The 25336-nt window shown below is 55.4% G+C and carries 26 protein-coding genes and 1 tRNA gene; 22 read left to right on the forward strand and 5 right to left on the reverse strand.

Going from position 1 to position 25336, the window contains the following annotated elements; all coding sequences use genetic code 11:
• The first annotated feature begins 408 nt into the window (after window positions 1-408).
• The 7 genes from ACR0NA_RS03360 (at window position 409) to ACR0NA_RS03390 (ending at window position 8796) form a co-directional block, all read left to right on the forward strand.
• Entirely contained in the window at window positions 409-4569 is a 4161-nt protein-coding gene (locus ACR0NA_RS03360) for a beta strand repeat-containing protein (protein WP_480726031.1), read from the forward strand.
• Between the two features lie 337 nt (window positions 4570-4906).
• Window positions 4907-5119: a hypothetical protein gene (locus ACR0NA_RS03365; RefSeq protein ID WP_480726033.1), complete on the forward strand. Its 213-nt coding sequence runs from the start codon at window positions 4907-4909 to the stop codon at window positions 5117-5119.
• 762 nt (window positions 5120-5881) lie between these two features.
• Window positions 5882-6187: a hypothetical protein gene (locus ACR0NA_RS03370; RefSeq protein ID WP_480726035.1), complete on the forward strand. Its 306-nt coding sequence runs from the start codon at window positions 5882-5884 to the stop codon at window positions 6185-6187.
• A 55-nt stretch (window positions 6188-6242) separates the two neighbouring features.
• The gene (locus ACR0NA_RS03375; protein WP_480726037.1) at window positions 6243-6821 is read left to right on the forward strand and encodes a c-type cytochrome; all 579 of its coding nucleotides are present in this window, start codon (window positions 6243-6245) and stop codon (window positions 6819-6821) included.
• Between the two features lie 9 nt (window positions 6822-6830).
• Window positions 6831-7730 (forward strand): c-type cytochrome, encoded by a 900-nt coding sequence (locus ACR0NA_RS03380; RefSeq protein WP_480726039.1) that lies wholly within the window; start codon window positions 6831-6833, stop codon window positions 7728-7730.
• 4 nt (window positions 7731-7734) lie between these two features.
• On the forward strand, window positions 7735-8226 hold the full coding sequence (locus ACR0NA_RS03385) for a c-type cytochrome (RefSeq protein ID WP_480726042.1): 492 nt from the start codon (window positions 7735-7737) through the stop codon (window positions 8224-8226).
• Between the two features lie 93 nt (window positions 8227-8319).
• Window positions 8320-8796: a DUF411 domain-containing protein gene (locus ACR0NA_RS03390; protein ID WP_480726044.1), complete on the forward strand. Its 477-nt coding sequence runs from the start codon at window positions 8320-8322 to the stop codon at window positions 8794-8796.
• A gap of 303 nt (window positions 8797-9099) precedes the next feature.
• On the opposite strand, the gene ACR0NA_RS03395 is transcribed toward ACR0NA_RS03390, so the two are convergent.
• Window positions 9100-9189 (reverse strand) — tRNA-Ser (locus tag ACR0NA_RS03395).
• A gap of 123 nt (window positions 9190-9312) precedes the next feature.
• Here ACR0NA_RS03395 and ACR0NA_RS03400 point away from each other — a divergent pair.
• From ACR0NA_RS03400 to ACR0NA_RS03440, 9 genes are all read left to right on the forward strand, one after another.
• Window positions 9313-10155 (forward strand): DUF2059 domain-containing protein, encoded by an 843-nt coding sequence (locus ACR0NA_RS03400; RefSeq protein ID WP_480726047.1) that lies wholly within the window; start codon window positions 9313-9315, stop codon window positions 10153-10155.
• Window positions 10155-10964 (forward strand): DUF2059 domain-containing protein, encoded by an 810-nt coding sequence (locus ACR0NA_RS03405; protein ID WP_480726049.1) that lies wholly within the window; start codon window positions 10155-10157, stop codon window positions 10962-10964. Before ACR0NA_RS03400 ends, ACR0NA_RS03405 begins: the two co-directional genes overlap by 1 nt.
• A 210-nt stretch (window positions 10965-11174) precedes the next feature.
• The gene (locus ACR0NA_RS03410; RefSeq protein WP_480726051.1) at window positions 11175-11792 is read left to right on the forward strand and encodes a 50S ribosomal protein L21; all 618 of its coding nucleotides are present in this window, start codon (window positions 11175-11177) and stop codon (window positions 11790-11792) included.
• Between the two features lie 11 nt (window positions 11793-11803).
• The gene (rpmA, locus tag ACR0NA_RS03415) at window positions 11804-12073 is read left to right on the forward strand and encodes a 50S ribosomal protein L27 (protein WP_050602452.1); all 270 of its coding nucleotides are present in this window, start codon (window positions 11804-11806) and stop codon (window positions 12071-12073) included.
• Window positions 12074-12170: 97 nt separating this feature from the next.
• The gene (locus tag ACR0NA_RS03420; protein ID WP_480726055.1) at window positions 12171-12776 is read left to right on the forward strand and encodes a LysE family translocator; all 606 of its coding nucleotides are present in this window, start codon (window positions 12171-12173) and stop codon (window positions 12774-12776) included.
• Window positions 12776-13312: a GNAT family N-acetyltransferase gene (locus tag ACR0NA_RS03425; protein WP_170655512.1), complete on the forward strand. Its 537-nt coding sequence runs from the start codon at window positions 12776-12778 to the stop codon at window positions 13310-13312. The genes ACR0NA_RS03420 and ACR0NA_RS03425 overlap by 1 nt, the downstream gene beginning before the upstream one ends.
• A 38-nt stretch (window positions 13313-13350) precedes the next feature.
• On the forward strand, window positions 13351-14385 hold the full coding sequence (gene obgE, locus ACR0NA_RS03430) for a GTPase ObgE (protein ID WP_480726057.1): 1035 nt from the start codon (window positions 13351-13353) through the stop codon (window positions 14383-14385).
• Window positions 14373-15479 carry a glutamate 5-kinase gene (gene proB, locus ACR0NA_RS03435; RefSeq protein WP_480726060.1) on the forward strand — a complete coding sequence of 369 codons (1107 nt, stop codon included), beginning with the start codon at window positions 14373-14375 and terminating at the stop codon, window positions 15477-15479. Before obgE ends, proB begins: the two co-directional genes overlap by 13 nt.
• A gap of 48 nt (window positions 15480-15527) precedes the next feature.
• Window positions 15528-16790 carry a glutamate-5-semialdehyde dehydrogenase gene (locus tag ACR0NA_RS03440; protein WP_480726062.1) on the forward strand — a complete coding sequence of 421 codons (1263 nt, stop codon included), beginning with the start codon at window positions 15528-15530 and terminating at the stop codon, window positions 16788-16790.
• Window positions 16791-16805: 15 nt separating this feature from the next.
• On the opposite strand, the gene ACR0NA_RS03445 is transcribed toward ACR0NA_RS03440, so the two are convergent.
• Window positions 16806-17402 carry a histidine phosphotransferase family protein gene (locus tag ACR0NA_RS03445; protein ID WP_480726064.1) on the reverse strand — a complete coding sequence of 199 codons (597 nt, stop codon included), beginning with the start codon at window positions 17400-17402 and terminating at the stop codon, window positions 16806-16808.
• A 46-nt stretch (window positions 17403-17448) separates the two neighbouring features.
• Here ACR0NA_RS03445 and ACR0NA_RS03450 point away from each other — a divergent pair, with 46 nt between their 5' ends.
• The 5 genes from ACR0NA_RS03450 (at window position 17449) to tsf (ending at window position 21274) form a co-directional block, all read left to right on the forward strand.
• Entirely contained in the window at window positions 17449-17631 is a 183-nt protein-coding gene (locus ACR0NA_RS03450) for a DUF3553 domain-containing protein (RefSeq protein ID WP_170655519.1), read from the forward strand.
• Between the two features lie 110 nt (window positions 17632-17741).
• Window positions 17742-18497 carry an L-ornithine N(alpha)-acyltransferase gene (olsB, locus tag ACR0NA_RS03455; protein ID WP_480726066.1) on the forward strand — a complete coding sequence of 252 codons (756 nt, stop codon included), beginning with the start codon at window positions 17742-17744 and terminating at the stop codon, window positions 18495-18497.
• 4 nt (window positions 18498-18501) lie between these two features.
• Window positions 18502-19335, forward strand: coding sequence for a lyso-ornithine lipid O-acyltransferase (olsA, locus tag ACR0NA_RS03460; protein ID WP_480726068.1), 834 nt, complete (start codon window positions 18502-18504; stop codon window positions 19333-19335).
• A gap of 195 nt (window positions 19336-19530) precedes the next feature.
• On the forward strand, window positions 19531-20322 hold the full coding sequence (gene rpsB, locus ACR0NA_RS03465) for a 30S ribosomal protein S2 (RefSeq protein ID WP_480726071.1): 792 nt from the start codon (window positions 19531-19533) through the stop codon (window positions 20320-20322).
• A 76-nt stretch (window positions 20323-20398) separates the two neighbouring features.
• Window positions 20399-21274 (forward strand): translation elongation factor Ts, encoded by an 876-nt coding sequence (tsf, locus tag ACR0NA_RS03470; RefSeq protein ID WP_170655527.1) that lies wholly within the window; start codon window positions 20399-20401, stop codon window positions 21272-21274.
• Window positions 21275-21671: 397 nt separating this feature from the next.
• On the opposite strand, the gene ACR0NA_RS03475 is transcribed toward tsf, so the two are convergent.
• The 3 genes from ACR0NA_RS03475 to ACR0NA_RS03485 all read right to left on the reverse strand — a co-directional run bounded on the left by ACR0NA_RS03475 (window position 21672) and on the right by ACR0NA_RS03485 (window position 24149).
• Window positions 21672-22427 carry a helix-turn-helix transcriptional regulator gene (locus tag ACR0NA_RS03475; RefSeq protein ID WP_480726074.1) on the reverse strand — a complete coding sequence of 252 codons (756 nt, stop codon included), beginning with the start codon at window positions 22425-22427 and terminating at the stop codon, window positions 21672-21674.
• Complete coding sequence (aroQ, locus tag ACR0NA_RS03480; RefSeq protein WP_170655531.1) at window positions 22424-22873, reverse strand: type II 3-dehydroquinate dehydratase; 450 nt, start codon at window positions 22871-22873, stop codon at window positions 22424-22426. Before aroQ ends, ACR0NA_RS03475 begins: the two co-directional genes overlap by 4 nt.
• A 274-nt stretch (window positions 22874-23147) precedes the next feature.
• Window positions 23148-24149, reverse strand: coding sequence for an NADPH:quinone oxidoreductase family protein (locus tag ACR0NA_RS03485; RefSeq protein ID WP_480726077.1), 1002 nt, complete (start codon window positions 24147-24149; stop codon window positions 23148-23150).
• A gap of 327 nt (window positions 24150-24476) precedes the next feature.
• On the opposite strand from ACR0NA_RS03485, the gene ACR0NA_RS03490 reads away from it, so the two are divergent.
• A complete protein-coding gene (locus ACR0NA_RS03490; protein WP_480726080.1) occupies window positions 24477-25298 on the forward strand; it encodes an SDR family oxidoreductase in 822 nt (273 codons plus the stop codon).
• Window positions 25299-25336: the final 38 nt, after the last annotated feature.

The raw sequence follows: 25336 nt of genomic DNA on the forward strand, positions 1-25336 counted from the left end.
GCCTCGGTTCTGGCTGTTTCGGCCGGGGCATCGTTTGGTGAAGTCGTCAACGGGACGCGGACAACACCTCTGGTCAGTTCAATAGACGAAGACCACACGATCACGACTACCGGATCAATCGACATCAACCGCTTGCCTGGACCTGCATTGGTGCAGGTCAATGTACCGAACTATTCCAGCACGCTGACAAACGCCGGACAACTGACGGCCCCCGAGGCGAATGTGAGGACCCGCTCAGCAATCGACATCAACGGCGATTTGTCTGGCACTGTCCTGAACTCCGGGACAATCTCAATGGGAGCAGCTCTTGGCGACAGTGCCGCGTTGAGAGGCATCGATGTTGTCGGGATTGTAACGGGGTCCGTGCAAAACACCGGCACCATCGATATCGTAAATTCGGCACTAACATTGGGTACCGCGTCGGGTTTTTCCAACACTCAGATCGATGGCACGGTGTCCAACAGTGGAACGATCAATGTGCAGGCTGATCTCAGTTCCCGGGTATCGGCGAACGGAATTGTCGCGCAAATTGCAAATGGCACCGTTAGCAACAGTGGGCAAATTACCGTTAACGCGAAAAGTACCAACAGTGCCGCATTTGCGGACGGTATTGAAATCACAACGGTCGCAGGTGTTCTCGACAATTCCGGCGTACTATCTGTTTCTGCGACTGGCGGTCCTAATGCTGGTGCCGACGGCATAGCTGTCAGCGATGTCTCAGGTGTTCTGAACAACTCTGGTGCTATTAACGTAGTCGGGAATGCACAAACCAACGCAAACGGTGATGCGATCGAGGTTTCGACCCTCACGGGCAGCGTTCAAAACACCGGTGCTCTGACTGTTGCAATGACAGCGGGCAGCACAGGCGCGGCGAATCTTGATGTCATCGAGGTAGTCGACCTGAACGGAAACCTGACCAACTCAGGAGTCATTGATGGTCAAGCGTTAGGTGGAAGCGCTGGCGCCGATGGGATTGATATAGGGAATCTCGGTGTCAATGGCCGCCTTAACAATTCAGGCTTGGTCAACATCCGAGCGTTTGCGACACAATCGGGTGCCATTGCTGACGGTTTGGACTTCGGTGACATCACTGGAGACGTGACGAATACCGGGCAGCTCATAGCGATCGCGACTGGAATCACATCAGCGCTGGCACGTGGGATCGAAGGGCTGGACCTGTCAGGAACGGTGAATAACGAGGCCTCGGTTTTTGCCGATGCGCGTGTCAGCAATGGCCAAGCTTCAGCGCGTGGGATCGAAGTTAGTGATATCAGTGGTCAACTGACCAATACAGGCCAGCTGGTGGTGAATGGAACCGGAACCAGCAGCGGCAACGCAACTGGTATTGTCACAGGACGCGTTCAAGGCACATTGAAAAACGAAGGTCCAATCAGGGTGACTGGCCAGGGCCGGAGTGCCGGAGCATTTGGAATAGCGACCGGAAATGTTGATGGGGCATTGAACAACTCCGGCGCGATTTCAGCAACTGCAACCACTACACGCGCCGGTAGCGGAAGTGCCGCAGGTATCGCAACGGGGACTCTGAACGGAACGCTCACAAACTCTGGAAGCCTAACCATTCAGGTTGATGCGGCAAGGCATGCAACGGCTTTGGGTATCGACGTTGGTCAGATCAACGGTGCTCTCGGCAACTCCGGTTCGATTTCAGTCAACGCGATCAACGGTTCAAGCATCGAGGCCATCGGCATCAGATCTTCCACCGTGGCCGGGACACTGTCCAACAGTGGAAGTATAACGGTTGCCGCGCGGGGGGAGTATGCATCAGCTGAAGGTATTCGGGTAGCCAGCATTTTGACAGATGCCGAAGTTAACAACTCGGGCACAGTCTCGGTCCTGGTGGAGAGTCAAACATCGCAAGCAAGTGCCAATGGGATTCTGACGCGTGGTCTTGTTTCGGGGACCCTTAGCAACAGTGGCAGTCTGATTGTTCAGGCCAAATCTGATGTCGCTACTGCTAGCGCTTATGGCATCTTTGCGTCCAATGTCGACAGTACTGGCAAGCTAGAAAACAACGGCTCGATCACGGCGATTGCACAGGGCGGAACTGCGGAAGCCCAGGGTATTCGCACTCGTACAATTGATGGAACATTCCAAAATTCGGGGGCTATAACGGTTCAGGCACAGGGAACATCGGCGGTCGCCCGTGGAATTGAAACCGGCGCTGTTAACGGTTCGTTTTTCAACTCGGGCACCATAACGGTGGCCGCATCGGGAGCAACAACAGCAGCTGCGGCTGGAATCAAACACAGAAATTTTGCACCTCACGCCGGCAGTTATACAAACTCCGGCAATATCAATGTTGCCGCAACTGCGACAAACGGGTCGAGCATGACCGCAACTGGAATAGTGTCGCGATTCATTGGTGGTACGTATACAAATTCGGGTAACATAACGGTCGCAGCCATTGGCGACCGCATGAACTATGCCTATGCACAAGGGATAAACATATCCAGATTGGATGGTCAGCTGTCCAATAGCGGGGATATCTCTGTTGCGGTCAAAAATGCGCATGGTTCATCAGCCTATGCAGAAGGTATTTTTGCAGGCGGTGTTGTGAATACAGCCAGCCTCACCAATTCGGGTACCGTCCAAGTGAACGTCGATACACAGAATATGGCAACAGTCGGCGCTGTTGGCTTGGGTGTTGGTTTTATCGAAGGGCGTGTTGAAAATTCAGGCGCCATCTTCGTATCGGCCCAAGGTGATCAACAGGTTCGAGCCCATGGTCTGACCAGTGCCGGATTGGAATCGGGCGGTGTTCTGAATAATAGCGGCAGAGTTTCTGTGTCTGCCAACGGCAGTGCAGACGCAGAGGCTTATGGTATTTTTGTCGGCGATGCTCAGGGCGCGATCACAACGACAGGTGACGTCAATGTCCAGTCATCCGGGAAGGGCTACGCTATCTTCCTTGGCCAAGGCGGAGATAACTTTAATGCAACCAACAGCGGAAATATCTCCGTCGCTGTCAACACTTCCGGAGGCTCGTCTGCGCTCGGTGCAGGGATTGTCGCGGGTAACATTTCAAACAATAACCGCATCTCGAACTCTGGCTCGATTCAGGTTGCCGTCGACGGTCGTAATGCGGCGGCAGTAGAAGCGATTGGATTGGAGGTCGGCGATGTTGATGGTCTGGTAGACAATTCGGGCGCGATCTCGGTGTCTGCGAAAGGCGACCAGACTGTGCGTGCGCGTGGGCTGACCCTTGGCGCTTTGAGCGCGAATAGTACTCTGAATAGCACCGGCCCAATATCGGCCTCGACCAATGGTGGCAAAGATACAGAAGTATTCGGAATCTTTGTCGGTAGCGCCCAAGGCACTGTCAATGTGACAGGTGACGTCTCAGCTGTGTCTACCGGCAAAAGCTATGCGATTTACCTGGGCGACGGAGGAGGTACGCTAAATGCCAAATCCACGGCAAATATCACCGGAACCATTCGGGTCAGCGATCACGACGTAAACCTGAGTCACGTCGGCGGTCGCGTTGTCTACCGTTTCCAGGATGATGACAGCGCCAACGGTGTATTCACCACCTCGGTGTCCTCTGCGTCTCAGGGGTGGTTTACCTCTGGTGAAGGAGGGGCGGCACCCGTCTACGCCTCGTTCGATGCCAAGGAACTGCAACCAAACACAAACCAGTCGTTTGAGATTGCTGGGCTTTCATACGCTCTTGCACGCCAGTTGGACAGCGCCGATGCCGGTAATGTCGACCGTGACCGGGTGGCGCTCAGTACTCGCGGAAGTGGTCCAATCGAAGGGTTCCGACCATACTTCCTGGTTAGCGGCAGCAGAAGTGATGGTACGGCAAGCGGCAGCTCCGCATCCCTTACGTCAAATATGTGGAGCGTCAGCTTAGGTGCGACCCGCGATCTTGGAACTGGATTGCGATACGGGTTTGGGGCCAGTTATTTGGAGAATGACGGAACCTTTGGATCTTCGACTTTTGATACCACGGGTGTGTTTATCAGCGGTATCGTCGCTCAAAATTTCGGGTTTGCCGATCTGAGCTTTGGTTTGGGATACGGCGACCTGGACAATAGCGAGGCTCGTTTCAGCGGGAGCACGACGTCGGAGGCCGACTATTCCAGCAACATTATAACTGCCTTAGTTGCGGCAGAGCGAGAAATCGCCTTGAGAAATGGCTCAATCCTGACCCCGAGGGCAAGCTTTCTCTACGGCGAGCAAAAACTGGATGGCTACACCGAAACAGGCCAAACCGTAAACGCATCAGTTGGCGACAGGACCGTCACATTCAACGAAACCCGGATCGGCGGTGCCTATGCAACCCCGATGCTTGGTGGGCGCCTGTCAGCATCTCTGGAGGCAGTTCATCGGGACGCGGATGCCCCGTCAGTTGTGGATGTAACCATATTTGGCAACACACTTTCTTTGGCGTCAGGCGGGGGAGGAACAGATACCTTTGGAGAGGTGCGGCTGAACTACGAGAAACCGTTCGATCACGGGGGAGTCGTTCGCCTCGAAGCAAGATCGACCCTCGGGGCTGACGTATCGACACAGGCGCTATGGGCCTCCTACGAATGGAAGTTCTGAACCGTAGGTCACTCGTGTTTTGGCAAACCAAAACAAAGAACTCTGATTGGCCACCTCGACCTTCTCGCGCGTGGCCATGAGATAGCAGTTCACCAAACTGCTATCTCTGTGGACCACTTCCACTTACTCACAAAGGTGGTCCACAAACTCTCCTTTGGGGCTCCACAGCCAGACACCGTAGTGAGATTGATATGAGCTTTACCGGTTAGGCCAAACCAAGCGCCATGATGGGCATGAACTTTCGGCCTATGTCGCTTGAATTCTGCCAAAAGGCCAATTTTGTTGGACGCAACAGCTTCTCAGGTAAAGGCGACCCCATTTTCAAAAAGAACCCGAGATGAATCCGATTGGCCTCATTCTGATCTGTGCAACAACGCTTGTTCCCGCATATCGGCTCTTTTCTCTGCCAGTCATCACTGACCAAGCCGCGTTGCTTTCCCAGTATCTGGGTCTTGCCGCGCTGATCCTTATGGCGTGGGGTCAGATTCTGTCCACCCGCCTGACCGACATCGAGCATCTATTCAAACCTGCTGCTCGCAAACCCTGTTGATATTGTCCGTGGTCTTCGGATCGCGTGAACGGATGCGTGCGTTCAGCCAAATGGAGCGAGGCGTCAGGAACCAAACGCTTTAGGTCGAAAACAGCATGCCTGACCTCATCTAACTTACAGCAAATGGCATTGTTCACGGCAAGATCCAGATAAGAGCTGCTGCGATGTGGCTAGTTGCGGATTGACGCTTCGGCCCACTCAATGGCTTCTTCGTGTCGATCCCGTCGCCGCTGTTCAAACCCATCCTCAACTTAAGCTGAGGATTATCGGTCAGTCCGTTTTGGATAGCCATCGCGCATTCGATAGCACTGACAAAGCTGGCAAACGCAATCAACCAGCCGTCCTCTATGTTTATTAATCACCCGACCGCCGTGCGCACCAATTGTTGGAGTAAGAAGGTTGCTTAGAAAACGACGCAACGCGGTCAATTCGGCGGCTTCATCCTCTCCCATGAGATTGGATTAGTTGCGACATCCGCAGCCGTAATAGCTGCCAGCCTTCGTTCAGAAACGTTTGACATGGATGAAGCATAGCCGACGACCCGCGAATGGGAATCTTCACTGGTATTGGCAACAGAGCACCAAAACAATTGAGCGGAAATTAGACTTGGTCGCGCATCAGTGTCGGTTCGGCGAGTTGCCGCTGGTCGAAGACTTGACCCGCGCAGAGGTTGAGAACATCATCGTCTCGGTAAGAGAGTTGAAATAACACAATGGGATGAACTGAGCAGTGCTTTTGGACAATCGCAGATGGATTGGGCTGATGCTCGTCGCGGCAGGCGTGTTCGTCGCTGCTCTGCTTTTGTCCGGCGGAGTCGCTGAGGCCCATGGAAAACATGAGCCCTCCGTGGTTTCCGTCGAGGTTCAAACGCAAGTTGAACATGCTGCAAAGGACCACCAAGGCCATTGTCACGGCGGGGCGTTCTGCAGTGGCCCTGCGATCATCCAACTGTCAAATCTGAACGTGGATTTATCGGGATGTAGTGAACGGTATGGTCTGCCGCGCGCGACGAATGGCATCCCGGTTGTTTCGAATTTTGATCCGCCCCCACCCAAAGCCCTGATCTGATCCGTATCCGCGCACGCCCTTTGGCGTGATGAGATAACTCAGACAGGAAAATCCGATGAATACTGAAAAACTGTTGCTCGGCGCGGTGGTTGCGTCCGTTCTGGCTGTAGCAAGCCAATCGGTGTTTGCGCATGGCGGTGCCACCGGCGTTGTAAAAGAACGCATGGATGGCATGGGAGTGATGAAAGAGGCGATGAAAGTGCTGACCCCGATGATGCGGGGGCAGGTCGACTATGATGCCGCTGTGGTGCGCGAACGGTCGGAGGATATCAGTCGCCATGCCGGCGAGGCGCTGACCAAATTGTTCCCCAAAGGCAGCCTTGATGCACCATCCGAGGCGAAGCCAGAGATCTGGCAGGACTGGGAAGCGTTTTTAGCCTTGGCCGATCAGCTGCGTGTGATGGCGGACGGATTGGCGGAAGCTTCCGAAAACGGGTTGATGATGGCGGGCGTGGCACCAGCAGTCGGCGATATGATGGGCGGTCAGGGCGGCTCAATGATGGGTGGCAGCATGATGGGAACCGGTGTAGGCGCCAATTTGATGGACCTGTCGCAGATGCCGGCCGACGGGGTTTTCACCATGATGGGACAGGTCTGCTCGGCCTGCCACACACGCTTTCGGGTCGAGAAATAGGCCAGGACGATGCGTATGTTCTATCGTCTGGGTCTGGCTGGTGCTGTTATCGCCGCAGTTAGCCTTGTCGGCCTGATGGCCTGGCCGATCGGCCAGCCTCTCGTGCCCATCACCCTGGAGGGGGATGCCGACCGCGGTGCTTATCTGGCCCGCGCCTCCGGCTGCATCGCGTGTCATACCGATTTCGCGAAAGGCGGAGCGCCACTGGCGGGTGGCATGGCGCTGGAGACCCCGTTTGGCACGCTGTATTCGCCAAACCTCACCACCGACCCTGACCACGGGATCGGAGGCTGGAGTCGGGCACAGTTCGCCCGCGCCGTCCGCGAGGGGGTTTCGCCCGAAGGGCACGCCTACTACCCGGCCTTCCCCTATACTTTCTATGCCAACTTCTCGGATCAGGAGATTGCCGATCTCTGGGCCGCCTTCCAAACCGTGCCACCAGTCGCCAAACCGTCGCGTTCGCCCGAGATGAGCTTTCCGATCAACCAGCGCTGGGGGCTGAAACTCTGGCGCGCCGCCTATCTGGAGCTTCCACGGACAGGACCGGTGGCGGGTAAGGACGCGGTATGGAACCGGGGCCGCGAACTGGTCGAAGGGGCCACCCATTGCGCGGCCTGCCATACAGGGCGCAACTTCGCCGGCGCGCGCAAGTCCGACACAGCGCACTTCCGGGGCAGCGATGCGCTGCCAGACGGTGAGAAAGCACCGGCCATCGATCACCTGACTTTGGCTGAAAAGGGATGGGATGTGGCCAGCCTGGCCTATGCCCTGAGCACCGGCATCACGCCTGAAGGGGACGCCTTTGGCGGGTCCATGGGGGAGGTCGTGCTTTACGGCACAAGTTTCCTGACCGAGGCCGACCGGACTGCTATCGCGACCTATCTGATGGACGAACATGAAGGGGGATGAGGCAATGAATACCGGAACCATCTTTGCATTTGCCCTGGCCGGGATTGTCGTCACCGGTGCTGCGGTCGTATGGCTCTCGCCGTCAGGCACACAGGCGGGACCTCCGCTGCAACCGAAAAAGTCCGATGTTGAGGAGGGCGCGGTGCTCTATGCCGAGTTTTGCGCTTCCTGCCATGGAGCTGAACTGGAGGGGCAACCCAATTGGCGCGCCCCAAATGAGGATGGAACCCTGCCTGCTCCGCCCCATGACGAAACCGGCCATACCTGGCATCACGGGGATGCGCTGCTGTTTGACTACACCAAACGGGGTGGTGAAACGGCGCTGGAAACCCGCGGCGTGTCCGGCTTCGCCAGCGGTATGCCGGGATTCGGCGACAGCCTGAGCGACCAGCAGATCTGGGACATCCTGGCCTATATCAAATCTACCTGGCCCGAGCGCATCCGCGACATGCAGGCGGTGCGTACCGAAAGCGAACAGATGCAGGGCGGTTCGTGATCGCCTGCTTGACACATATCATGACACTTGCCCGCGATTTCAGTCACAAGAACCGTCGTCACACCGCAGTCGTGAAAACGGAAAGGAAATGACATGACCACCCCGACACTCGACCGCCGCCTCTTCCTGGCTGGCCTTGGTGCCTCCGCCATCACTCTTGCCTCGCCGGCTCTGGCAACCGCCAAACCGCGGGTAGAGGTCCTCAAGGACCCGAACTGCGGGTGTTGCGGTGCTTGGATCGACATCATGCAGCGCGACGGGTTCGAGATGGAGGTGCAGAACGCCTCTTGGGAGACCTTGTCTCAATATAAAGCCACCAAGGGTGTCCCGGAGGAGATGGCCTCCTGTCACACCGGCCTGGTCGAGGGCTACGTCATCGAAGGCCATGTGCCGCCAACCGATATCCGGCGTCTTCTGGCCGAGCGCCCCGATGCGGTGGGGCTGACGGTTCCCGGTATGCCCTTTGGCTCACCCGGCATGGGACCTGAGAGTAAGCGAGAGGCCTATTCGGTCTACCTGATCCGCAAGGATGGTGCCACAGAAGTGTTCAATCATTACGAGGCAATGTGATTGTCAACTTTGCGTCAAACGCAAACGGAATTGCCATGATTTTAGGGTAGCTTTGCGGTCGCAGCGAATGGCGTCAATGTGGGCGCGACTGCAGCAATTGAAGAGCGGGTTCAGGGTCGGCTATGGGCCGAAAATCGCTATTTGAAAGTGTTTGCTGAGCTCAGTAGATTTTTTGGGAAAAGAAAAGGAAAAACTATTTTGATCTATCTGAAAGCAGACCCATCTGTTGTTCAACGACAAGTGCACTCGGGCGTGAGTAGGGCAACGAGACTGTAATCAGGGACAGCGCTGGTCGCGAAATAGTGGCGGAGAGACAGGGATTCGAACCCTGGGTGGGCTTGCACCCACAACGGTTTTCGAGACCGCCCCGTTCGACCACTCCGGCACCTCTCCGCGGGGGTCTGTGAGGGGGGGATTTAGTGAGGATCGCCCGGCGGTGCAAGTGGAAATTTTCAGAAACGCTGCTTGTCGGAGATTTCAATTGCCTGCGGGCGGAAATCTCCTAGGCTGTTAGCTATGAAACAGATAGCAATACGTGCCGCTTCGCTGGCTTTGATACCTATTTTTACCCTTGTTTTGGGCGCGGCGACCGCTGTAGCTGCAGACCGGGACAGAATTGAGGCGTTTTTAACCACTACAGGTTTTGATGTCGCGCTGGACAGTATCGCTTTTGCCTCGGCCTCGGCGCCTGACATGCTGGGTATCGACCCGGATGGATTCGGGTCGGATTGGAAACGCTTGACCGAAGATGTTTTCGACACCGAAGTTATGCACGAAATCGCCGTCTCGATTCTTGAGCAGACACTGAGTGACGAGGCGCTGACTCATGCTGTCGAGTTTTATGCCTCGGATCTTGGCCAGCGCCTGGTCGAGGCGGAAAATGCATCTCATATGATCCAGGATGATGACGCCAAGCAATTGGAGGGACGATCCATTGTTGCTGACCTGGTTAAAGAAGGCTCCACCCGGGTTGAAAGCCTGAAAAGGATGAACCGGGCGATCGACTCATCCGGTACAGCGGTCAGGGCCCTGCAGGAGATACAGATCCGGTTCCTCATGGCTGCCAGCGCGTCTGGCGTGATTGACCTTCAGCTGGATGGTGACCAATTGCGCCAGATGATCCGCGCGAACGAGGCAGATATGCGCCGCGCATTGCAGTTGTCGGCACTGGCCGGAGCGGCGTACACATACCGGGATTTTTCCGACGATGATGTAGATGCCTATGCAGACGCATTGGAAGAGCCGCTGATGCAGGAAGTCTATGAGTTGTTGAATGCGATCCAGTACGAAATAATGGCAGGGCGGTTCGAGATACTGGCCACCCGTATGGCAGATCTGCATCCGGCTCAGGATATTTGATGCGACTGACTGCACTATTCCTTTCCACGCTATTGATCTTGGCAGTACCTGCCACTGCCGCTGAGGCGGTAAAGCGTTTGGCCGACGCAATGCAAATGGACGAGGTGGTGACCATTCTGCGGGATGAGGGTCTGGCAAATAGTTCTGACCTTGCCGCTGGGATGCTGGATGGAGGCGGCACCACGTATTTCAGATCGCAAGTCGACCAGATATATGCCGCTGACAGAATGTACGAGGCGCTGAGCAATTCACTTGAGCAAACCTTATCTGAAAGCCAGTTGGAACAGGCCGCGTTGTTTTTCGAAAGCGATGTAGGTCAGAGAATCATATCATTGGAGAACTCTGCGCGACGGGCCTATTCGGATGAAGCCGTCGAAGAACTTGCAAGGTCCAACTATGAGGCAATCGACCGCTCTTCGTCGTTTTTTCTGCTGGTCGACGAATACATACGTGCCAACGATTTGGTCGATCAGAATGTCAGCGGTTCGCTGAGTGCCGATTTCAGCTTTTTCCGGGGCCTGGCAGATGGGCAAAATGTGTCAACGGATGATCGGGCACTGCTATCGGAACTTCTGTCACAGAAGGAACTGACAGAAGAAGAAACCACTATCTGGCTGTATTCCTTTCTGTTGCTGGCATACCAACCGTTGAATGATGCGGAGATGCGCGAAAATATCGCTTTTTCCCGAACCGAGACGGGGAGGGCGTTAAATGCAGCTCTTTTCGAGGGGTTCGATCAATTGTATGACGGTATCTCCTACGATCTAGGACTTGCGATCGCGCAGGCGCTGTCAGCATCGGACCTCTAGTCTGAAACCCTGTTGACTTTTCCAGCCAATACTTGGATAAGCCCGCATCCCGGCCGGATTATCTGTGCCGGGTATAGTTTTTATTTGACCCGCAAGTAAACGCTTGGGGGTCGCCAACCCGCCCAAACCACGGGCGCGCTGTTCGAGGTGGCGAAAGCCGGCAACACCCGATAGGGGACCACAGAACGCGGTAATGAAAAGGAAAGACGCATGTTTGCGGTCCTCAAGACTGGCGGCAAGCAGTACAAGGTTCAGGCGGGCGATGTGCTCCGCATTGAAAAGCTGGCTGCCGACGCAGGTGAAACTGTTCAATTCAACGACGTTCTGATGCTGGGCGGTGACGCTCCGGTTGTTGGCGCACCTTTCGTCGAAGGCGCAGGCGTACAGGCCGAAGTGATCGAACAGATCAAAGGTGACAAGGTCATCAAGTTCGTCAAACGCCGTCGTAAGCACAGCTCGAAGCGTACCGTTGGCCACCGTCAGAAACTGACTCTGGTCAAAATCACCGACATTCTGTCGTCGGGCGCTGACAAGTCGGGCATCAAAGCTGCAACCGGTTCGGCACCGGCTGGCGAAGCTGCTCCGGCAGCGAAAAAGCCTGCCAAGAAAGCTGAAGCAAAAGCAGAAGCACCCGCTGCAACTGCTGCCGCTGATGATCTGACCAAGCTGAACGGTGTCGGCCCCGCCGCTGCCAAAAAGCTGGTCGAGGCCGGTATCGAGAGCTTTGCCGCTCTGGCCGCCTTGTCGGATGAGCAGATTGCTGCTATCGAAACGGTCAAAGTGAAACCCGAATGGGTTGAGCAGGCCAAAGAGCTGGCCAAAGGCTAAGGAGAGAGAGAATGGCACATAAAAAAGCTGGCGGTTCCTCCCGTAACGGTCGCGACTCAGCTGGTCGCCGCCTTGGCGTGAAGCTGTACGGTGGCCAGGCGGCCATCGCAGGCAACATCATCGTGCGTCAGCGCGGCACCAAGTTCTGGCCGGGCGAAGGCGTAGGCATTGGCAAAGATCACACTATCTTTGCAACTGTTGATGGCGCCGTGAAGTTCCACAAGGGACTCAAAAACCGCACCTTTATTTCGGTCCTGCCAGTGGCGGAGGCCGCAGAGTAAGCCGAAACCCAGAAGGTTTAAGAAAAATTCATGGGGGACCGGCAGAAAGTGCCGGTCCCCTTTCTCGTTTTTAACACAACCTTGATCCAACGCTCAGATGACAGTCGCAACCACCAGTTTCCTGATCTTTGCCGCCAGTCAGGTCGGCACGCCGGGACCGGCCAACATGGTCCTGTTGGGAACAGGTGCGCGCTTTGGATTTCGTGCAGCGTTGCCGTTCGTGGCGGGCGTGATCTTGGGCAAACAGTTGATCATCTGGCCCGTGGGTTTTGGCCTGTTGCAGTTGGCGGAACAGGCGCCGGCGATCTTTGCCATCCTTAAATACGCGTCAGCCGCGTATATTGTCTGGCTTGCGTGGAAGATTGCCAACCTTCGTCTGTCATCTGGCAAACTTGAAGGCGACGCACCGGGGTTTTGGGCAGGCTTGATCGTACATCCTTTGAATCCAAAGGCATGGGCCATGATCATTGCAGGGTTCACAGGCTTTGTCGCATCAGGAACTTCCAGCTTTGACGCGACACTCACGATCGCTCTCTGTTTGTTGATTTGCCAGTTGATTCTGCATCCAATCTGGACTTTTGCCGGAGATAGAATTGCCCATGTGGTTGAAGGGCGGGGTGCTGAAAAATATCTGATGTGGACGTTAGCGAGTTTGACTGTTGCGTCCGTACTTTTCGTGTTGTTCGGAGGAGGAACGCACTAATGAAACTTGAAACAATAATAAATCAGCCGGTAATTGAAGCCGTGCGGTTCGATCTGCGCCCCTTGCGTCGATCGGATATGGGACTAATCGAGCATTACGCCGGGGATGAGAGAGTTGCCCGTATGACGACGGCCATCCCTCACCCGTTGCCGCCCGGTTCCATCGAAGCCTTCGTTGGTCGTGCCATGGCCGATGAGCGCGACGAAGATGTCTGGGCAATGGACGCTACGAAGGATGGCGGTCCCGAGTTGATCGGGCTAATTTCGTTGAAGAAACTGGATCGGAATCAATCCGAAGTCGGATATTGGGTTGCACCGCTTTACTGGAATACGGGGATCGCTTCGATGGCGGTCGAGGCTATGGTCAATGCGAACCCGCTGAAAAACTCGACAATGTTCGCGAGTGTCTTTCAGGACAATCCGGCTTCGGCCCGCGTGTTGACCCATTGCGGGTTCCAATATCTTGGTGACGCCGAAAGTTACTCGGTTGCGCGCGACTCGAACGTACCCACCTGGACGTATAGTCGAAAACTCTGACTTGTGGCTGATGTGGCCTTTGCAGTAGGGGATGCCTCATGAAATTTCTTGATCTCGCAAAGGTCTACATCCGGTCCGGTGCCGGAGGTGGAGGGTGCGTCAGCTTTCGGCGCGAAAAGTACATCGAGTATGGCGGTCCCGATGGTGGTGACGGCGGCAAAGGCGGTTCCGTCTGGGCCGAAGTTGTTGACAGTCTGAACACCCTGATCGATTTTCGCTATCAGCAACATTTCTTTGCTAAAAACGGTCAGCCGGGCAGGGGGCAGCAACGCACCGGAAAAGACGGTGACGACATCGTTCTGCGTGTACCTGTGGGTACTGAAATATTGGACGAGGATGAAGAAACTGTAATCGCGGATCTGACCGAAGTCGGTCAGCGCGTCCTGCTTGCACGGGGTGGCAATGGCGGTTTCGGAAACCTGCATTTCAAATCCGCAACCAATCAGGCGCCGCGCCGTGCCAATCCGGGTCAGGCGGGTGTCGACCGGACAATCTGGTTGCGGCTCAAACTGATCGCTGATGTGGGCCTGTTGGGAATGCCCAATGCGGGAAAATCCACTTTTCTGGCGGCGACTTCAAATGCCCGGCCTAAGATTGCCGATTACCCGTTTACCACTCTTCACCCGAACCTCGGGGTTGTCGGCGTGGATAACGTTGAATTCGTCGTGGCGGATATTCCGGGCCTGATAGAAGGTGCACACGAAGGGCGCGGAATCGGTGACCGATTTCTTGGTCACGTGGAACGGTGTGCAGTTCTTTTGCATCTGGTCGACGGAACGTCGGAGACGGTGGCCGAAGACTACCGAACGATCATCCATGAGCTTGAAGCCTACGGTGGGGAGTTGGCAGAAAAGCCCAGAATCACTGTTCTGAATAAAGTCGATGCCCTGGATGAAGATGAATTGGAACTAACCAGGGCTGAACTGGAAGATGCTGTCGGCGGCCCGGTCATGACGATGTCAGGAGTTGCCCATCTGGGTGTGACCGAAGTTCTTCGCGCGCTTCGCGCCCGGATCGACGAAGACAGATTGCGCCAGAAACCCGTTGAGGAGACACAGCCTTGGCAACCCTGACCGAATCCCAACGCTTGGTGGTCAAGATCGGTTCGGCCTTGCTGGTTGACCGGAATACCGGCCAGCTACGGTCGGATTGGTTGATTTCGCTGGCTCAGGATGTTGCCTGGCTGAAAGGACAGGGAGCGGATGTGATCCTTGTGTCCTCAGGGTCCATCGCATTGGGACGGGGGGTTCTCGGGCTGCCTGCGGCCGCGCTGCCGTTGGAAAAATCTCAGGCCGCAGCAGCGGTTGGTCAGATACGGTTGGCCCGTGCTTACGAAGAGGCGTTGGCGCCCCATAATATCACCACTGCCCAGGTTCTGGTCACTCTGGAAGACAGCGAAGATCGGCGTCGATACCTAAACTCGCGCGCGACGCTTGAGACACTACTTGGTTTGGGTGTCGTGCCGATCGTCAACGAAAATGATACAGTCGCGACAGATGAAATTCGTTATGGTGACAATGATCGGCTGGCCGCGCAAGTCGCAGTGACTGTTGGTGCTGATCAGTTGATTCTGTTGTCGGATGTAGACGGATTTTACTCGGGCAACCCGCACGATGATGCGTCTGCGGAACGCTTTGAAGTCATTGAGCGAATTACCCCAGAGATTGAGGCCATGGCAGGCGATGCCGGGTCAGGTCTTTCAAAGGGGGGGATGAAAACTAAACTACTGGCGGCAAAAATGGCAACGGCAGCCGGATGCGATATGGCGATTACTGAAGGATCGCCGCAGAACCCTTTGAAAACGCTTGAAAACGGTGCGAATTGCACGTGGTTCACCGCGAAACTAGACCCGCACGCGGCCCGTAAACGCTGGATTTCGGCTATGAAACCGCGTGGAGAGATCATTGTGGATGCAGGCGCTGCCAACGCGTTGTCCAATGGAAAAAGTCTGCTACCTGCCGGTATCGTCGAAGTGACCGGCGACTTTGGCCGCGGTGACCCGGTTTCGATTCTCGATCACGAGGCGCGCAAGCTGGGGCAGGGGCTAAGCCGCTACACGGCGCACGAGGCCGACGCCATCAAGGGACGCAAGTCATCCGAGATCGAAAACACGCTGGGATATCCGGGACGGGCCGCGCTGGTGCACCGAGACGACCTGGCCTTGTAAGAAATTTAGAACTAACCGACGACACCTACGACCCGAAAGGCGCATGCGATGAAGGACCTCGACAATATTCCCGCTTTGATGGCCGATCTGGGAAAAAGGGCCAAGGAGGCCTCGCGCGATCTGGCCTATGCCAGTGCCGAGCGCAAACACGCCGCTTTGATCGCTGCAGCCGATGCAGTCTGGAAGAATAGGGGCAAGATAATCGAGGCCAATCATAAGGATCTCGAGTTTGGTCGCGACAAGGGGTTGAGCCCTGCGATGATGGATCGTCTGATGCTGGATGAATCCAGAATTCAGGGCATGGTAGACGGGTTGCGTACAGTGGCCGAACAGGCTGATCCTGTAGGCGAAGTTCTGACCGAATGGGACATGCCTTCGGGGTTAAACATCCAACGGGTTCGCACGCCTCTTGGCGTAATCGGAGTGATCTACGAAAGCCGCCCGAACGTAACGGCTGACGCTGGTGCTCTGTGCTTGAAGTCCGGCAATGCCGTGATCCTGCGCGGTGGCTCGGAAAGCTTTCATTCATCTGGGGCGATTCACGCCTGTCTGGTCGAGGGTTTGAAGGCAGCAAATTTGCCTGAAGACGCCATTCAACTGATACCGACTCGTGACCGCGCCGCAGTCCAGGAATTGCTGACAATGACCGATTTCGTAGATGTCATTGTGCCGCGTGGAGGCAAAGGGTTGGTTGGGCTGGTGCAGCGCGAAGCCCGGGTTCCCGTTTTTGCACATCTTGAAGGCATCGTGCACATTTACGTGGATAAATCCGCCGATCTCCAAAAGACATTGGATGTTGTTCTGAACGCCAAAACTCGCCGGACCGGCATTTGTGGCGCGGCTGAGTGTTTGCTGGTGCATCAGGACGTTGCTGAGACTCTGGGGGGGGAAGTAATCGCTGCATTGGTTGCCGCTGGCGTTGAAGTGCATGCGAACCCTGAACTGACTGCAGAGGGAACGGTTCCGGCGACCGATGAGGATTGGGGCAAAGAATTTTTGGACAGTATCATCGCGGCCAAATCAGTGGCCAGCATCGATGATGCCATTGGTCATATCCGCCACTACGGATCGAACCACACGGATTGCATTATTTCCGAAGATGAAAACGCCGCCGCACACTTCTTTGAGAGATTGGACAGTGCAATCCTGATGCACAACGCCTCGACTCAATTCGCGGACGGCGGAGAGTTTGGGATGGGTGCCGAAATAGGAATCGCCACCGGAAAGATGCATGCCCGCGGGCCTGTTGGTGCAGCGCAGTTGACCAGCTTCAAATATCTGGTGCGTGGAAACGGTTCCGTACGGAGCTGATTCAACCGGAAAAATTCAAAAACGGATTGTAACGCGGGTCGAAGTCGTGTCGGCCCGCACCCGTCGTCCCATGGTTTTGGCTGTCTCGGGCAGAAGGGCGAATTGAACAAGGGCCGGGGTAATCCGTTTTGAAACGGGCACGGCATTCAAGCTCTGCCAAACATCACTTTCGATATTGAGCTTGTCTGCGACACCAGTGACCTCCCACTGATCTTCGTTGCAGATTACCTCGATTTCTCCGCCCATTGGCATTGCGCTTTCACAGCATTGAATGGCCAGAAACGCCAGTTTGACCTGATTGCGCGGTTTGGATTCGGCCGGTCCCCACTGAACGCGAACCCGGCTTGCAAGTTCGATATCTTTCAACAGTCCGGCGATTTCAGTCCGGCCTAGTGGCTGCTCGCCAGACGCGCCGAAGGCAATGCGAAAGAACCGAATCCGTGCGCCTGCATTACCGACGCTGCCCGAAATCAGTTCCATTTCGGGCCCCTGCACACCACCCACCATGTCCAGCAGTTCAAGCCCATTGGTGATCGCGCCGATCGGGCTGATCAGGTCATGGCAAATCCTGGAGCTGATCAGGCTTGCCAGGTTGACGTCGCTTTCGCTCATGCATACCTCCTGTTGCATCCGCCATTTGCCCGACCGAGAGCACCGCATGACAGACCTCAATGCTATTCTTGCACCGGGCATGTTCGTCCGCCACCCCGATTTCCCCGACTGGGGCATTGGTCAGGTCCAGTCCAACATTGCCGGCAAGATCACAGTTAATTTCCGGGATCAGGGAAAAGTGGTGATCGATGGGACGCGGATTGCGCTGACGCCGGTCTTTGATCCATGAAACTGGTTGAGGAAATGTTAACGCGTCTGCGTTTGGCGAGCTTGTTGCCATCGTCGACGCAACTGCTGTAATCAGCCCTCAAAGTTCCCGCATTGAACACTGGACTACAAATGCCTGATCAGGGACCGTCAATTACTGTCAAACTCGCCGAAAACGAGGATGAGCTGAAGGCAGCGCAGCGTCTGCGCTATGATGTCTTTGTGCGTGAGCTTGGTGGCGGCGGTGAAATGGTTGACCATGAAGCCGGGTTGGAAAGAGACCGTTTTGATCCATATTTTGATCATTTGCTGGCCTTTGACGATGGCAGCAATGAGGTGATTGGCGTCTATCGGTTATTGCCGGGGGACAGGGCCAAATCCGTCGGTCAGTTTTACTCAGAAGATGAATACGACCTTTCGGTGCTGAAGCAGAGTGGCCGCAATTTACTTGAACTGGGGCGATCCTGCGTACATCCCGATTACCGTGGCGGGACCGCCATGTACCATCTGTGGAACGGTTTGGCGGGATATGTGGCCGAGCGAGAGATCGAAGTGCTTTTTGGTGTCGCCAGTTTTCACGGCACAGATATTCCTACGCTTGCGCAACCTCTTTCAATGCTGCATCACAACCACCTTGCGCCGCCTGATCTGCGGGTACGTGCGCAACCCCAGGTATTCCAATCCATGGATCTAGTCAGGCCCGACCAACTGGACCGCCGCAAGGCCATGCTGGAAGTGCCGGCATTGATCAAAGCCTACCTGCGGCTGGGAGGGTTCGTGGGGGAGGGCGCGTTCATAGACCATGCCTTTAACACAACCGACGTGTGTCTGGTTCTGGACACAGCCCGCATGAACGACCGCCAGCGGCGCATTTACGGTGGAGCCTGAACAGGTGAGCGATCCCTCGTGGCACAGCGAAGACGAACCCGACCCGATTGAATTGGGCATTCTCGGTTGGGTCCTAGTCCTGTTACGTGGTCTTCCATTGGCCATTCTGGTCTTTGGCGGGCTGATCATACTGCTGATCGTGCGATTGATCGAACGACCAATTTTCGGCGTGCGGCGTCCGATCACTCCGTTCATCAGCCAGTTTGTTTGCCGCAATGCCTTTCGCGTTCTGGGAATTGGGTTTCGCTCTTCCGGGGAATTGATGGTTCAGCATGGGGCCGTGGTGGCAAACCACTCGTCCTGGCTGGATATTTTTGCGCTGAACGCCCGCAAGAGGGTCTATTTCGTCTCGAAAGCCGAAGTAGCGAAATGGCCCGGTATTGGCTGGCTGGCCCGTGCGACCGGCACGGTTTTTATTGAGCGGGACCGAAAGAAAGCGCGTGAACAGACGAAGTTGTTCGAAGAGCGCCTGTCCGTAGGGCACAAGCTGTTGTTCTTTCCCGAGGGAACATCGACGGATAACCTGCGCGTTTTACCTTTCAAAACAACTCTCTTCGCCGCGTTCTTCACTGATGAACTTCGCGAGTTCATGTATGTTCAGCCGGTCTCGGTGATCTTCTACGCGCCGAAAGGACAGCCAGACAGATTCTATGGCTGGTGGGGCGATATGGAGTTCGGGCCGCATTTGTTGAAGACACTTGGCGCGCGCCGGCAAGGGACGGTCGAGTTGATCTATCACTCCCCGGCAAAGGTCAGCGATTTTGAGAATCGCAAGGCGCTCGCAGCCCATTGTGAAGAAGCCGTTCGTCATGCGCATGCACTGGCGCGGGCATCATAAAAATAATGCTCCCGATCAAATTATTTTATGATTTTTCACTTGTAGGGTGATCCCGGGTGTAGTATTCGCGCGCCATTCAAACCCGCAGGCGGGGTTTTGGCCTTTTTGGGGGAGACATCCCCATCAAGACCGCCGGTTGGAGCAATCGCTTCTCTCACCCCCGCTCAGGCGTAAACCGGAAAAGGAAAACATAGCATGGCTCTTCCCGAGTTCACCATGCGTCAGCTGCTGGAAGCTGGCGTTCACTTTGGTCACCAGACACAGCGTTGGAATCCCCGCATGGGCCCGTTCATCTACGGCTCGCGCAATGGCATCCACATCATGGACCTGACCCAGACCGTTCCGATGCTGGATCAGGCTCTGCAGGCCGTTCGTGACACCGTCGCAAAAGGTGGCCGCGTTCTGTTCGTTGGTACCAAGCGTCAGGCTGCTCAGCCAATCGCTGAAGCGGCTGAAAAGTCGGCTCAATACTACATGAACCACCGCTGGCTGGGCGGCACGCTGACCAACTGGAAAACCGTTTCCCAGTCGATCAACCGTCTGAACCAGATCGACGAAGCCATGGAATCGGGCGCAGAAGGCCTGACCAAGAAAGAGCGTCTGGGCATGGAACGTGACCAGTCCAAGCTGCAAGCTTCGCTGGGCGGTATCCGTGAGATGGGCGGCGTTCCGGACCTGCTGTTCGTCATCGACGTCAAAAAAGAAGCGCTGGCCATCGCCGAAGCCAACAAACTGGGTATCCCGGTTGTGGCTGTTGTCGACACCAACTGCTCGCCCGATGGTGTGGACTACATCATCCCCGGCAACGACGACGCAGCTCGTGCAATTGCTCTGTACTGTGATCTGGCCGCGCGTGCCGCTCTGGACGGTATGACCGCTCAGATGGGTGCCGCAGGTGTTGATCTGGGTGCATTCGAAGAAGCTCCGGTTGAAGAAGCCGTTGCGGAAGAAGCCACCGCAGAAGCAGAAACTCCTGCCGAGGCGTAAGCTGCCCGTCACCTAAATGACATATGGGGCAGGGTAGACCTGCCCCTATTCCGTTTGAATTGAGGAGAGCCAAAAGATGGCAATCACAGCAGCAATGGTAAAAGAACTGCGCGACTCGACCGGCGCAGGCATGATGGACGCGAAAAAAGCGCTGACCGAGACCGGCGGCAACATGGATGAAGCCGTTGACTGGTTGCGCACCAAAGGTCTGGCCAAGGCGGCTAAGAAATCAGGCCGTACCGCAGCAGAAGGTCTGGTTGCAGTCCACGTTGACGGTGGCAACGGCGTTGCTGTCGAAGTGAACTCGGAAACCGACTTCGTTGCGAAAAACGCCGAGTTCCAGGAAATGGTCGGCAAGATCGCATACGCAGCAGAAGGCGTCGACAACGTCGAAGCTCTGTTGGCGGCTGATCTGGGCGGCAAGTCCGTTGCAGACACCCTGACCGACAAGATCGCAACCATCGGCGAAAACATGTCGGTTCGCCGCATGTCCAAGCTGTCGGGCGACACCGTTGTGTCCTACGTGCACAACGCCGCCACCAACGGCATGGGCAAAATCGGTGTTCTGGTTGCCCTGTCCGGCGGCGACGAAACCATCGGCAAGCAGGTTGCAATGCACATTGCAGCGGTAAACCCGGCGGCCCTGTCCGAAGCGGACATGGATCCGGCTGTTGTCGAGAAAGAAAAGCAGGTTCAGATGGACATCGCCCGTGAATCCGGCAAGCCGGAGCAGGTGATCGAAAAGATGATCGAAGGCCGCATGAAGAAATTCGTGGCTGAATCGACGCTGCTGAACCAGTCGTTCGTTGTGAACCCCGACCTGACCGTCGAAGCGGCGGCCAAAGAGGCGGGTGCAACCATCACCGGCTTCATCCGTCTGGAAGTAGGCGAAGGCATCGTTGTCGAAAAAGAAGATTTCGCAGCCGAAGTTGCCAAAGCCGCTCAGGGCTGATCAGAAAAAATTCCGCCCCGTTCAGGGCCGGGACATTCTTAGAAACCGGTTGCGTGTTCGCAGCCGGTTTTCTTTTGGGACAGAAAAAATCCCTTTTAAGGGATTGTCTGCAGTCATCTGTCAAATGAAATGAGGGGCCCCGCATGATGGGGATGGAGGGGCCCCTCACGATTTCCAACTTGGGAACGCGGACAAATAAGACGCCCCTTGCCAGAGTGATCGGAGAGCCCTGAAATTGCAAAGGTCCGATCCGAATGTTCCTTGGCTAAAGCCACCACTCACGGAACTATTCAACTTTGCACTTTTATGGGCAGATTCGAAAAGTCATGTTTTCCTTACCCTAGGTAAGCTAGCCGCAGTTCAGCGCAGATATCGACCTTAGAATCCTGCCCCTGGGCTAAAATTCCATGACAAACATCTGGTTGTGAAGAGCGGCCTTGAGGACAGCCTGCGCTGTAGTCTCAACCGAAAGGGCTTCGCGCGCCAGACGCAGGTGTTTTTCGACCGTGGCCGACGTCAGGCCCATCAACAAAGCGATGTCCTGAGTTGTTTTACCGTCACCCACCCACTGCAGCGCCTCGCGTTGGCGCTTGGTCAGCGCCCGATTGGGCGCAGTGTAGGGCAGCGTCAGGATCTTAAGATGAGCGACATTGTTCATCAGCAGGATATCGTCGCCGTGTTCAGCCCATGTCTCGTCGGCTTCTTCCTGAGTCCGATCCTTTTTGTACCCCAACGAGATGGCACCCTTGGAGCGCATGGAGACCGAATTGAAACTTATCGTGTAGCCTGCGGTCACACCCATCGAGCGGTTGAACTCATAGACCTGACGTTCCTGTGTGGTCATGGTGCCGGTAGACATCATCTCCTGCACCATGCGCCAGCTTGCTGCACCTTCATTCTCCAAGGCCCACTTGAGCATGGGCGCATGAAAATACAGCCCGGAATGCAGGAAGCCGTTGATGTATTTCTCGCAGTGGTTGGTCAGAATGACAAAATCTTCTGGGTCGCCAAGCGAAGTGGCCGTTCTGAACTGTGTGTATCCGTACAGCAGTCTTTCAAAGCCATACTCTGCCATCTGACGGCAATGCGCATCCCACAACTCTTCCAGAGTTTTCGTGTAACTCAGAAAATGAAGATAGTCGCAGAGTTTCACGCAGCGCCCCCGTTCTTCACATGCTGTTTCAACGCATCCAGCGCCATCACATAGCCTTGGGCGCCGAAGCCGCAAATCTGTCCGATCGCCACCGGGGCAATAAAAGACTTGTGCCTGAACGCTTCGCGCGCATGGATATTTGACAGATGGACCTCGACAACAGGCACCTCAGCGGACGAGATCGCGTCCATCAGAGCTACCGACGTATGCGTGAAGGCACCTGCATTCAGTACAATTCCGTCCTGAACACCACGAGATGAGTGAATCGCATCAATCAGGACACCTTCGTGATTTGATTGCAGGCAGGTAACGTCCTGCCCAAGCGCAGAGCCGTGCGACACGCACAGTTCTTCGATCATTTTCAATGTCGTATGGCCATAAACCTCAGGTTGCCTCATGCCGAGCAAATTGAGGTTCGGGCCGTTAAGAACCAACACTTTTGTCATGTCAGAATTTGTCCCATCTAAAGATTCATTGTCATGAAGTAGGGCAACTGTCCATAGGGCTGCGCTTCATGCCATTGCAAAAGCGACCCAAATGCCGCGAGTGCATCCTGAGAGGGGCCTATTCCATCACATGTTAGGGTGATCTGACATTTTCGTGATCAGAAAGTCTGACATTGAAACATCGCCTGTTCCGCTGCCGCACCGATTGGTCGGCGCATCCTCAAGAGGCCGCAAATATGTCTGAATCCCCTTATCCCATAAGGGATAATTCGTGCTAATCCTGATCCATCGTAACCACGATCTTTCCCATTGCCTGGCGATTCTGCATGAGTTCCAATGCTTCGGGCGCATGTTCCAGGGAAAACCGCCGACTGATACGTGGTTTAATTTTTCCATCCAGATAAAGCTGAAACAGGTCTGCCATGTTTTCGGAATGCCCTTTGGGATCCCGAAACACCGATGCGCCCCAGAAAACACCGACAACCTGACATCCTTTGAGCAATGTCAGGTTCAATGGAATTTTGGGAATCCCAGCAGGAAAACCGACAACAAGATAGCGGCCTTGCCATGCGGTCGCTCGCAAGGCGGGTTCCGCATAATCCCCGCCAACCGCATCGTAAACTACGTCGACACCATCTCCGCCCGCCAAGGTTTTGATTTCCTTGGATAGTGCCTTCTGGGAATCCTTGTCCAACTTCTTGGGATAGATCAGGGTTTCATCTGAACCCACCTGCCTGCAGAAATCCGCCTTTTCTTTGGATGAAACAGCTGCAATGACCTTCGCACCCGCGGCTTTTGCCAATTCGATTGCCGCGACACCGACACCTCCGGCTGCTCCGAGTATCAGAAGGGATTCACCAGGCTTTAAGCTGGCTCGATCCTTTAGGGCGTGATGGGACGTTCCGTATGTGAAAATGAAACAGGCGGCAGCGTCGTATGGCATTTCATCAGGTATTTTGACTGCACTTGCCGCCTTGAGTGTCAGGTGCGTTGCAAACCCACCATAACCTGTCAACGCCAGCACACGGTCCCCGGTTGCAAAACCTGACACACCTTCACCGACGGCCACGACCTCCCCCGCGATTTCCCCACCGGGCGCGAATGGGCGAGGGGGTTTCATCTGATATAGGTCGCGAATGATCAGGGTATCTGGAAAATTCACTCCGGCGGCATGAACGCGCACCAACAACTCCCCGGGTTTGGGGGTTGGGTCAGGCAACTGAGTTAGCTGAAGTGTTTCTGGTCCGCCCGGAGCGGTGCTGAGCATTGCTTTCATTTCTTTCCTTCCCAATTCAGCGGTCAAGTGGCCGGATATGACGTAAAGTCTTCTGCCCGTTCTACTGGTTGTCAATGAGAATTCGAAATGCAATTCTGCTATGCGAAACGCAGGGCAATACCAGTGATAGGACGCTAAACGCAGGCTAGCATTCACCGGAGTGGAAATATTGGAAAATTGCACCATCGGCACAAATCTCCGGCCGGATTTGCCCGGGCCAAACAGGTTTTGTCCGAAAAGGAAGCGAGTTGAAGCCGAACAGGTGTGTGACTGTTTGCCAGTCGCTGCATTCCTCAATCGAATGCATAGAGTCAGAAGGATAATAGCATGACCATCGACGAACTTTTCTCTCTGAAAGGGAAAACTGCACTGGTGACAGGCGGAGCAACCGGAATTGGCCGAATGGCGGCCGAAGCGCTGGTTCGGGCAGGGGCTCGCGTTCTGATCGCTTCCCGTAAAGGTGAAGCATGTGAAGCTGTGGCTGCCGAGCTCAATGCACTTGGTGCTTCGGGAACTGCAGAGGGATTTGCCGGCGACGTTGGCAGCAAAGAAGGCGTAGACGCCTTGGTTGAGAACGTTAAGAATAGAACGGATAATATTGATATATTGATGAATAACGCCGGAGTAACCTGGGGTGCGCCTATGGGGCAGTTTCCCTATGAGGCATGGGAAAAAGTAATGTCCGTCAATGTCGCGGGTGTTTTTGATCTGACCCAGAAACTTTTGCCGTTGCTCATGAAGTCCGCGACAGTGGATGATCCGGCGCGCGTCGTGAATGTAGGTTCGGTTATGGGTGAAATTCCAATGGGGGACGGCGCATACAGCTATTCTGCCTCAAAGGCTGCTGTAATCCACCTGAGCCGGGTCATGGCAAAAGAACTGTCACCCTATTTCGTGACCGTAAACGCTTTGGCTCCGGGACCATTCGTGTCCCGTATGACGGCCTTTGCGACGCATGACGAAGAAAAACGGGAAAAGGTCGGTGAAGATGTACCGCTGAAACGGGTTGGCCGGGATGAGGACATTGCCGGATGCATGCTGTTTCTGTGCGGACGCGGCGGGTCATATGTTACCGGGGCGGTGATCCCGGTGTCGGGGGGCATCAATGTAATGTCCGGCCACAACATATTTGAAAAAGCGCTGCAGTAGCAAAGTCTTAACTGGATGGCCAACGCGGGAGATCCCGT

The sequence above is a fragment of the Ruegeria sp. C11 genome, assembly GCF_056537725.1.